This window comes from Phytoactinopolyspora mesophila, from assembly GCF_010122465.1.
In the GTDB taxonomy this organism is placed as follows: Bacteria; Actinomycetota; Actinomycetes; order Jiangellales; family Jiangellaceae; genus Phytoactinopolyspora; species Phytoactinopolyspora mesophila.
The window spans coordinates 118,296-128,788 of record NZ_WLZY01000015.1 but is presented as its reverse complement, the minus strand read 5'-3'; the positions used below and the strand labels follow the sequence as shown (position 1 = coordinate 128,788).

Here is a 10,493-nt window from a genome sequence, read left to right as displayed (position 1 = left end):
CGCAACCAAGGACACCAAGTGGAACACCCGGACAGCGAGGTCCGGCGGATCCTCACGTCCTGGCAACCTCACACCCCAACGGAAACGACCACCTCAACCCCGGCCAGCCGATCGGTGGATCGAGGCTAAGTGCTCACCGGTCGCGGCGTGCCCGTTCACAATCGGGCGAGTTCCTCTGCCAGCTTCCCGAGTGTGTAACGACGGACTGGCTCGTGCTCGGCCGGGTCGAACCCACGAGTAGCGCCTTCGGTGACCATGATCAGGTAGAGATAGATGCGGTACAGCCGGAGTCGTGTGTGTTCCGAACCTGTCAGGGGCCGGCCGAGGAAGCCGTCGAGAACACCGGGCACCTCCTCGGGTTCGGCGAAGAACGCCAGCGATGTCAGCTCGGCGATCGGGTCACCGTAGAAGGCTCGTTCACCGTCGATGATGCCTTCCACGCGATACGTGTCGCCGTCGGGCACCACGAATACGTTGCCGTCCCACAGGTCGAAGTGAACCAGCGCCGGGACTGTCACCTCGTCGAGCGCCCCGGTGTACGTCTCGATGCGGGCCCGGATCACTGCCGGGGGCTCCGGGAGCTCGCGCCCGTATTCCACGGCGTCGGCGAGGATGTCGTCGACCATAACCAGGAACGACGTGCGCCAGCTGTCCGTTCGGGTGTGGCCGTCCCTGCGTGGATAGCCGAACGACGGGCCGGTCATGTGAGCCAGCCGGGAACAGATGACGCCCAGCTCGTGCCGTATGGACCGAAGTTGCGGTGGGGTCATCGCTTCCCTGGCGTGATGCAGCGTCTGGCCGGCAAGCCGTCGCATCAGTAGGTAGCCGGCATCTGGTTCGGCAGCGATCAACTCCGGCAGAGGCACCCCGGCCGCGCCGGCGCGCGCGAAGAATTCCGCCTCCGTGTGCATGAGGTCTACTTCGTAGCGGAGCAGTTTCGTGCCGGGGTCCGGCGCCACCTTCAAGACCAGTTCTTGGCCGTTGTCCTCCTGCCCGTCCCGCACTGTCACCGCGTAGACGGCATTGAAGAATCCGTCGGTGACCTCTGTGCAGTCCCGTAGTTCGGCATGCGGGCCGACGCTGTGCCGCAGTAGAGCTTGGATCTGGTCGATGCTGAGGTGCCGCTTGGTCAGACTGTGCACCGGCTCAGTATCACAGCGTCGGCCCGCCGTGCCGCGAAACGGCTGGTCCGGATCCCGTCGGTCAACGGCGCGCCACCGTCACGGTTACCGGGTTCTTGATGATGTCCAGCACCGGTGAGGTTCTTTGGACGTACTGGCACAGCTCGTCGATCTGTTCGGACGTGGCGTCGGCGTCCACCCGGTAGGTGAGCGTGATGTGGCCGTAACCCGGCCGGGTCTGTTCGGACAGCCCGAGAAAACCGTGCAGATCGAGTTCGCCTTCGAGGTCGAATTCCAGTTCGCGCACCTCGATTCCCTGGGCGGCGGCGTTGTAGACGAACCCGACGGCCAGGCACGACGCCAGTGCGTGCAGCACGGCTTCGACGGCATTCGGCCCGTTGTTCTGCCCCAGTAGCACTGGTGGCTCGTCGCCCTCCAGTGTGAACGGCGTCTGCCGGGAGGCGTCTTCCTGACCGGCTCCCCAGAAACCGTTGATCGACGTCCTGCTGTGGCCGCCGCCGAGCCAGGTGTTGGTGGCCCGGAAGCGGAAGGTGGCCAGCGAGGGATCGTTCTGGATCGCGCCGATGGTCTCGACCAGTTGTGCGACGTTCACCCCGTTGCGGGTCTCCTGCGTGGTGGTCGACATGTTCGACTCCTTTCCTTGGGGTGGGCACAAGGCGGCCCACCGGATCCGGCCGGGTGCCGGGTCCGTTTCGAGTGCGGAGTGTGGTGCCGGATTCGTTCCGGTCGCTGAGAGGCTGAGACGGCTCGTGGGACCGCCGTTCAGTCAGCGTCTACTGGGGCTTGACGGCTCGCATCACCATGCTGTGGGCGCCGAATCCGTCGGCGGTCTGGCGGGTGGACGCACTGGTGCTGCCGGCGAAGTAGTCGAGCTCGCTCAGCCGTTCGACATCGGTGAAACCCATCGCGCGGAACGTGTCCAGATAGTCGGCCTCGGTGGTCGCGCCGACGATGCACTCCGCCCATAGTTGTGGCTTGGCGCGACACTCGGCCGACGGGAGATCGGCGACGACGATATCGGCGATCTGAACCCGGCCCCCCGGCCGGAGCACCCGGTGGATCTCGGCGATGGCCGCCCGCTTGTTCGGCACCAGATTGATGACCCCGTTGCTGGTCACGACGTCGACGGATGCGTCCGGCAGCGGAATGGCCTCAGCGTTGCCGTCGAGCACGGCGACGCCGGTCAGCCCGATCGAGCGAGCGTTGGCCAGGCATTTCTCCCGCATAGCGGCGGTCATGTCCATACCGATCGCATGGCCGGACGGACCTACGAGGAGCGCGGCAAGCAGCAGATCGGTGCCGGAGCCGGAACCGATGTCGAGCACGGTGTCGCCCACGCGCACGACGTCGGCGGCGAACGGATACCCGACGCCGGCGAACGATTCGAGTGCGGACTCTGAGAGCTTGTCGAGGAGTTCGGCGGGATAGCCGACGTAGTCCAAGGCGGGCCTGCCGGTAGGGAAGTGGTATTCCTGCTCCGGTTCTTCGGCCACCGACGTGTACATGGCCCGCACGGCATCGAAGATGACGTCCCGCTGTTCGGATGTGATGACAACCATGATCTGCCCCTAGGCCTCGTGGTTTGACGGTTATTCGTCTGCGGTGACGGTGAACTGCCGGATCAATGACTCGACTCGGCCGGACAGCTCCGGAGGAACGGGTTCGTGTCCGAGCGCGGCGATACTGGCCTTCAGACGTCGCTCGAACTCGGCACGTGAATAGCAGCTCCGGCAGGCGTCGAGATGCCGCTGCACTTCTGCGTGGGTGTGATCGTTGAGCTCGCGATCCAGGTGCGCGGCGAGCAGTCGAAGGGCGTCTTCACATGTGTTGATCTCAGCGCTGGTCATCTGGCTGGTCCTCTCCTCCGGAACGCTGTGGGCCGGCCCGGAGCCCGGCGTCACGAGCGTTCTCCCACAGCGCCTTCTGCAGCAGGCCTCGTCCTCGTGCGAGCCTGGAACGCACCGTTCCGACCGGGATCTTCAGCGCGGTGGAGACTTCCCGATAGGACAGTGCCTGTACGTCCACCAGCACGACGACGGTCCGCAGCCGGTCCGGCAACTCATCGATGGCGCGGATCAGGTCGTCGCGGAGCAAGCCGTTGAGGAAGTCCTGCTCCGGGTTGCCCCACCACAGCAGGATCGGTTGGTGCACACGCTCGAACAGCGAGAACCCGTCGTCTGAGGCATCAAACGACTCGACCTCTCCCCGGGCGCGATCGGCCCGGTACTGCGAGAGGAAGGTATTGGTCAGGATGCGGAACATCCAGCCCCGGAACGTGTCGCGATTCCGCAGTGCGGGAAATGCCTCCCAGGCCTTCGCGATTGTCTCCGCTACCAGGTCCTCGCCGTCGGTCCGGTCTCGGCATAGCCGCACGGCCGTTCCGTACAGGGCGGGAAGCAGCGTTTCGACCTGGCCGGCGAACCAGGTGTGGTCCGTCCGGCTCAGTGGTCTCGTCGCGACGTCGGCCATGAGATATCCCCGCCATCTCGGGCTCGAACTTCCTTCATCCTCTTACACGTGCAGACGCATAAGCGAGAGAAAAGTTCCACCGGCCTCGGTGCGGTGCGCATCCGGGTCCACTTCGATACCGCCAGGTGGTGATGATCGGCCCAGCCGGGGACGAAACCAACCCGGCGGTATCGAAGTCGGGTTTACGGGTGGCCGGAGAACGCGGCCCGCTCCGCAACCGCGGTGTAGTGCGCGCCGACGACGGTCTGGGCCGCCTTCCCGTACACGCAGTAGTCGTCATCGCGGGCCGCGTCCGCTGCGTCGTACAAGCGGGCCGGCCAGTCCCACAGCATGAAACCGAGCATCCAAGGCCGCTTGGCGCACTCGTCGAACATCTCTCGGTAGTACCGTTCCTGCTCCACCCCGGACGGTTCGCCCGGCAGCGACCAGTCGTTCGGCCGGGCGGCGGATCCGGAGCGGCTGGGACAACCGGCTTCCATGAAGAAGAACGGCTTGTTCCAGCGCTCGACCGTCCGCTCGATGCGGTCGAGGTGCTCAGGCCACGTCCCAGCTGGGTAGTACCCGCTCGACGTGATGACGTCCACCGCGTCCCACCAGGTCAGACGGTCTTCTTGGTACTTGTCGCAGTTGTAGGTCACCAGGCCGCCGTACACCTGGCGCACCTCGGCTATCAGCGCTCGCCAATGTGATTCCTGCCGGTCCGCCTGCACCATCTCGCAGCCGACGCACAGCATGTCGCAGCCTTCGTCCTGCGCGATCCGGGCGTAGTGGAGGATGAACTCGCGGTACGACGTGAACCACTGCGTCCAGCTCGGCTCGCCGGGCACGTCCTGGTCGAAGAAGCCGATGAAGGCGCGCCAGGTACCGTCCGCGCAGTTCACTGTCGGTTTGAGGCAGACCTGCCAGCCGTGTTCCCTGGCTCGCCGGATGGTCCACCGCAGTTCGTCGTCGGTGACGGTCGGCTCGTCGCGGAACGCGATATGCGTCGAATGCGCCGTCTCCTGCAATGCGGCGAAGGCGACCGTCAGCCAATTGACGCCGCCCACCTCGGACAACCGCTGGAGAGACGACTCCGCCTCCGGCGTCGCCCAGGTGCCGCGTACCCCCGTCCAGCCCCACGTCATGCCACACACCGGCCCGAGCTGCTCCGGCGCGTTCACTCCGGACCTCCGGCCACCAGATCGTTGGCGCTGCGGAGCACACCAGGCGCACCGAACGCCTCGCCGGAGAGGCCGCCAGGAGCGCTGACGCGGAAGCTGGCGGTCTCGCCTGGCAGCAAGGTCACCAGCATGTCGTCGACGCGTGCGTCCGGGTGGACCTGATCGGCCAGCAGAGCGACGTCGCGGACCAGGTTCTGCGCGGTGACCCGCACGTGGTATCCGGCGTCGTCCTGTTCCACGTCCACCTGCAGTTGAGGCTCCGCCAAGCTGGAGTCGCGGTATTCGGCGAAGAACCAGAGCGCTCGCTCTTCACCGTAGGTAGCGACGATCAGCTCATTGGCGGCTTCCGACGGCATCGTCACCTCGGCCGGGATCGGGACGGTAACCGTCGACCGGGCCGCGACCTCGGCCGTCGCCTTGGCCGCGGCGAGCTCGGTTCCGTCGTAAGACAGCCGCCGGATGACGACGTCGCCGGACCACACGTCCGCGGAGTCGTTGACGGCGATGACGCTCAGCCCGCCGTCCCTGGGCTGGATGGTCAGCAGGCGGTCGGTGTAGGCGTGGGCCATCGCATAGAGCAGTGGCTTCGCCCGGCCGTCACCGTCGACGGCCGCCCACGAGGTGACCGGCCAGCAGTCGTTGAGCTGCCACACGATGCTGCCGGCGCAGCGTGGGCTCCAGGAGCGCATATGTTCGATACCCACGTTCACGGCGACGGCCTGGTTGAGCGACATCGCCCAATGCCAATCGCGCATGTCGTCCGGTAGCGGCAGGTGGCGGACCAGGCCGTCGGTGAGCTTGTCGTTGCCGTTCTGCGCCTTCTGATGCACCACCATGCCGGGCGATTCCGGGGTCAGCGGGTCATCCGAGATGGCTCGGGTCAGCGTCGCCCACGTGGGGGGACCCTGCCAGCCGAACTCACCGACAAAACGCGGAATGTAAGAGCGATAGTGCGGATAGTCGCGGCTGTTCCACATATCCCACAGGTGAACCGAGCCGTGGTCCGGATCGTTCGGATAGATGTCGAGCGTGCCGGACCAGGGGCTGGACGGCGTGTACGGACGGTGCGGGTCCAGCTCGGCGACCAGGCGGGGGAGCAGGTCCATGTAGTACCCCAGACCCCACGTCTTGCCCTGCAGGCGGGTGTCCCATCCCCAGTCGTGATGGAGCCAGTGGTTCTCGTTGTTGCCGTTCCACAGCACCAGGCTCGGATGAGGCAGCAGCCGGACGATGTTGTCCCGGGCCTCGGCCTCCACCTCGCTGCGCAACGGCTCGCCCTCGGTGTAGGCGGCGCAGGCGAACGGGAAGTCCTGCCAGGTCATGATGCCGCGCTCGTCGCACAGGTCGTAGAAATCGTCCGATTCGAAGATGCCGCCGCCCCAGACCCGGAGCAGGTTGATGTTCGCCTGCTCGGCCTGCCCGATGCGTTGCGCGTAGCGGTCGCGATCAACGCGGTGCACGAACGCGTCGTCGGGAATCCAGTTGGCTCCCCGGATGAAGACCGGCTGATCGTTGACGACGAAGACGAAGGACGTGCCGTGTTCGTCCGGTGTCATGTCCAGCCGGACGGTCCGGAAGCCCACCCGCCCCTGCCACCGGTCACGCGCCACGCCGTCGCCTTCGACCTGGACGGAGACCGGGTAGAGAGGCTGCTCGCCGTGGCCGCGTGGCCACCAGCGCCGCACGTTGGGGACCTCTACCTCGACGACGGCCGAGGTCTCACCGGGAGCCACGGTGGCATGGGCCGTAGCCTCGCCGACCTGCACGGCGACGGCGACCGGCCCGGACGTGGACGCTCGTTCAAGCTCCAGATGGACCGCGACGTCGCCGGTGCTTCCCTGGACGGTGGCGAGCGGGCGGACTTGCGCGAGGCGGGCCCCGGACCACGCCTGCAGGGTGACCGGTCGCCAGATGCCGGCCGTCGCGACGTCGGGCCCCCAGTCCCAGCCGAAATTGCAGGCCATCTTCCGGATCGCGTTGTACGGGTGATGGTTCACGTGCGGGCGGTAGCCGAGTTCCAGGCTCTGCCGGTCGGCGTACTTGACCGGCGACTCGAAGGTGACGACGAGCTCGTTCTCGCCCTCGCGGAGCACGTCATCGACCGGGAGGCGGTAGGTGCGGTGCTGATTCGCGGTGCGGGCGATCTCGGTCCCATTGAGCGTCACGGTCGCGATCGTGTCGAGGCCTTCGAAGACGAGATCGTGCCGGTCGTGTCCGTCGGTGGACCAGCCGAACGTGGTGCGGTACTCCCAGTCGCAGGCACTGATCCAGGCCAGCAGCCGCTCGTTGTCGTCGAGATACGGGTCCGGAATCAGGGCGGCGGCGAGCAGGTCGGTGTGCACACATCCGGGCACCGTCGCGGGAATGTTCTGTCCCGCGATCGAGTCCGGCACCGGCCCGGCCGACGCGCGAAGCGTCCACCCATGATCAAGCGGTCGGCTGGTGGTGGCTGGCGAGGTGTCCGTCACTTGGTGGCTCCCGAGGTGAATCCGTTGTAGATGTAGCGCTGCAGGAAGAGGAAGATGAGCAGGGTCGGGACAATGACGAGGATCGCGCCGGCGGCGATGATCTCCCACTGTGCCCCGAAGGGTCCTTTGAAGCGGAAGAGCGAGGTCGAGATCACGCCCAGCTCGCTCGAGGGCATGTACAGGAACGGTATGTAGAACTCGTTGTAGATCGCGATGCCTTTGATGATGACGACCGTGGCGATGGCCGGCTTCAGCAGCGGCAGGATGATTCTCCGGTAGATGGTCAGCCGGTTGGCTCCGTCGAGCATCGCGGCCTCGTCGAGTGATCTGGGGATTGACTTCATGAACTGCAAGAAGATGTAGATCGCGACGATATCGGTGCCCATGAACAGCGCGATCGCGGCCCAACGGGTGTTGAACAGGCCGAGTGAGTTGATGATCTGGAATGTCGCGACCTGCGTCGTGACCCCGGGAACCAGCGTCGCCAGCAGGAATGCCCAGGTCACCAGGCCACGGCCGCGGAAGCCGAAGCGATCGATCGCGTAAGCCGCCATCGTCCCGATCAGGATGGCTCCGGTCACGGAGATCACGAGGATGATGGTCGTGTTGACGAAACCCTGGAGCATGTTGCCGCGGGTGAAGGCGGTGACGAAGTTGTCCAGGTTGAACCAGTTGCTGGGCGGATCGAGTGGGCCCGTCGTCGCGAACTCGCGGGTGTCTTTCAGCGCGGCCATGAATACGGTGACGAGCGGAAGCAGGGCGGCGAGGCACGCAACGGCCAGCGAGGCGTATTTGAGGGTGCGGGCGATGTGCGCGCTCATACGAGGTCCGCTTTGTCATCGGGGAACACCTTGCGCTGGATCCACGTCACGATCAGCACGATGAGCAGCAGGACAACTGCCATCGCCGAGGCCAGGCCCACCTTCGAGAACACGAACGCGGTGTTCACCGTCTGAATGACGAACGTCTCGCTGCCGTTCGCGCCTCCGGTCATGATGTAGGGGATCTCGAACACCGAGAGCGCCCCGGAGATCGCCAGGATGAAGGACAGCCCGATGATCTTCCTGATTCCCGGCGCGATGATGTAGCGGAACTTGTCCCACGAGGTGGCGCCGTCGATGTCGGCCGCCTCGTAGAGCTCGTTCGGAATCGACTGGATTGCTCCGAGGAAGAGGACGAAGTTCAACCCCATGTAGCGCCACACCGAGGTGCTCGCCAGCGAATAGTTGATCAATGACGGATCACCGAGCCATTGGGGCGGATCCTGCACACCGACGAGTGTGAGCAATGCGTCCAAGGTCCCGTCGGGGCGGAAGAAGTACAGGAAGACGAGCCCGATCGCGACCCCGTTGAGCAGGTATGGGAAGAAGATGACGCCTTTGAAGAAGTTCCGGAACCGGGTCTTGAAGCTCAGGATGGTGGCGAAGTACAGCGCGAGCGCCATCTGCACGAAGGAGCCGGCGATGTAGTACAGGCTCACGAAGAAGACCTGGAAGAGTTCGGGGCGGGTGAAGATCTGGACGAAGTTGTCGAGCCCCACGAACTCCTTGACCGGTGCCCGCCCATCCCACGTGGTCAGGCTGTACCAGAGCATGTTCGCCACCGGGAGGTAGGTGAACAAGATCAGGAAACCGAGCGGGATCAGGAGGAACAGCCAAGGAGTGCTCCGCCATCCGCGCTTCGTTTCGGACTGCCCCCTTCGGCCGCGCCGTCGGGCGGTCCGGGCGGGAGTCTTGAACCTGCTCCTGCCCGGACCGGTGACAACAACCATCAGTCGCCCACCTGGGCACGAGCGTCGGCCCAGCGATTGTTGAGCTCGGCGAAGTAGGATTCCTTGTCGCCGTCGGCGGCACCGCGTGCGATGTCAATCAGCCGCTGGTTGTAGAGCCAGCCGTCGAGGTCGATCTCGGCGGTGTTGTGGATGTCGGAGAAGAGTCGCTCCTCGCCCTCGGGCCGTGGGGCGAGCTCGAAGAACTCGACGTCCAGCGGGTCGAAGTCGCTGAGTGTGTCCGGCAGCTCACCGTCGACCAGGACGGACACCCCGCCCTGATCGGTGGCGAATCCCGACTCCTCGGTGTACCAGTCGATCCACGCCCGGGCCGCCTCCTTGTGCTCGGAGTGCTTGTTGATGGCCATCTTGTAGTCGCCGCCGATGCGGGAACGGAACGTGCCGTCGGTCTGCAGCGGGAACGGCCAGTAACCGATGTCGTCGCGGGAGGCGCCGACGTTCTCAGCGGCATCCTGCATCTGGATGATGGCCCACGAGCCGAGCATCATCGTCGCGATATCGCCGGTGCCGAGGAGGTTCTTCGACTCCTCCCAGTTGGTGGTGGTCGGGTCGTTCTCGCTCAAGCCTTCGGCGACGATGTCATACACGAGGGAGTCGAGCAGGTTGATGTCTTCGCCCTCGGTCCATGGCTCGTCCATGTGGGCCATGTTGTTCTCGACCTCCGGACCGGTGAGCACGCCCATGTTGCCCCGTATCTGGCCCAGCGGCCAGCCGTCACCGTAGTTCGTGTAGTAGGGGATGGCATCGGTGTTCGCCTCGATGGCTCGCAGGGCGTCGAGGAACTCGTCGGGAGTGGCCGGTGGCTCGGTGATGCCGGCCTCCTCCCAGACGCGCTTGTTGACGACGTATCCGTTGGCGTTGCCGGTGATCGAGATGCCGTAGACGTCGCCCTCGTAAGCCTGCTCTTCGACGAAGCGATACTTCTCCCCGAGCTCTTCGACGGTGCCGAGCGGCTCGAAGAAGTCCGGCAGCTGGTCCCGGGTCACGGCGGCGGGGATCATCAGCACATCGCCGTACTCTTCGGTGTTCAGCCTGATGGATACGTCGCCCTCGTACTCGGTGATCGCTTCGAACCGGATGTTGACGTCTGGATACAGCTCCCCGAAACGCTCCTTGTAGTCCTCGAGGACGGTGTCCACGATGTCGGTGCGATGCGTCAGGACAGTGAGGTCACCAGAGATGCTGCCCTCACTGTCGCCGTCGCCGGTGCTTGCCTCGTTGGAGGAATTGTCCCCGCCGCAGGCGGCGAGGACCAATGCCACAGTTGCGATGCCCACGATGTGCTTCTTCGCCATCACGGTCTCCTACTGGTGTCGAAAGCTGACTGGCCGCGCCGCGCGGATGCGTGGCTTCGATCGCGTGATTGGTGAACGTACGCGCCATCAGCGATCCCGTCAAGAGTTTTGTGTCAGCGTTGACATACCGCGACATGTCCGATGCGGCAGGGCAAAGGAAGCGCACTACG

Annotated in this window: 10 protein-coding genes; all 10 read right to left on the bottom strand. The window is 65.2% G+C overall.

Translation table 11 applies throughout. The annotated features are described in order from the left end of the window. Positions 1-155: 155 nt before the first annotated feature. Positions 156-1,142, bottom strand: coding sequence for a phosphotransferase (locus F7O44_RS28095; RefSeq protein WP_162453640.1), 987 nt, complete (start codon positions 1,140-1,142; stop codon positions 156-158). A gap of 61 nt (positions 1,143-1,203) precedes the next feature. Continuing rightward, entirely contained in the window at positions 1,204-1,767 is a 564-nt protein-coding gene (locus tag F7O44_RS28090; protein ID WP_162453639.1) for an OsmC family protein, read from the bottom strand. Between the two features lie 148 nt (positions 1,768-1,915). Beyond that, positions 1,916-2,701, bottom strand: coding sequence for a methyltransferase domain-containing protein (locus F7O44_RS28085; protein WP_162453638.1), 786 nt, complete (start codon positions 2,699-2,701; stop codon positions 1,916-1,918). A 30-nt stretch (positions 2,702-2,731) separates the two neighbouring features. Continuing rightward, positions 2,732-2,989: an anti-sigma factor family protein gene (locus F7O44_RS28080; protein WP_162453637.1), complete on the bottom strand. Its 258-nt coding sequence runs from the start codon at positions 2,987-2,989 to the stop codon at positions 2,732-2,734. Beyond that, positions 2,976-3,611, bottom strand: coding sequence for an RNA polymerase sigma factor (locus F7O44_RS28075; protein WP_162453636.1), 636 nt, complete (start codon positions 3,609-3,611; stop codon positions 2,976-2,978). The genes F7O44_RS28080 and F7O44_RS28075 overlap by 14 nt, the downstream gene beginning before the upstream one ends. Positions 3,612-3,793: 182 nt before the next feature. Then, positions 3,794-4,735, bottom strand: a complete 942-nt coding sequence (locus F7O44_RS28070; protein ID WP_162453656.1) for a glycoside hydrolase family 113 — start codon at positions 4,733-4,735, stop codon at positions 3,794-3,796. A 32-nt stretch (positions 4,736-4,767) separates the two neighbouring features. Further along, positions 4,768-7,239 carry a glycoside hydrolase family 2 protein gene (locus tag F7O44_RS28065; protein ID WP_162453635.1) on the bottom strand — a complete coding sequence of 824 codons (2,472 nt, stop codon included), beginning with the start codon at positions 7,237-7,239 and terminating at the stop codon, positions 4,768-4,770. After that, entirely contained in the window at positions 7,236-8,060 is an 825-nt protein-coding gene (locus F7O44_RS28060; RefSeq protein WP_162453634.1) for a carbohydrate ABC transporter permease, read from the bottom strand. The genes F7O44_RS28065 and F7O44_RS28060 overlap by 4 nt, the downstream gene beginning before the upstream one ends. Further along, complete coding sequence (locus F7O44_RS28055) at positions 8,057-9,010, bottom strand: carbohydrate ABC transporter permease (protein WP_162453633.1); 954 nt, start codon at positions 9,008-9,010, stop codon at positions 8,057-8,059. Before F7O44_RS28055 ends, F7O44_RS28060 begins: the two co-directional genes overlap by 4 nt. Further along, the gene (locus tag F7O44_RS28050) at positions 9,010-10,323 is read right to left on the bottom strand and encodes an ABC transporter substrate-binding protein (protein ID WP_162453632.1); all 1,314 of its coding nucleotides are present in this window, start codon (positions 10,321-10,323) and stop codon (positions 9,010-9,012) included. The genes F7O44_RS28055 and F7O44_RS28050 overlap by 1 nt, the downstream gene beginning before the upstream one ends. Positions 10,324-10,493: the final 170 nt, after the last annotated feature.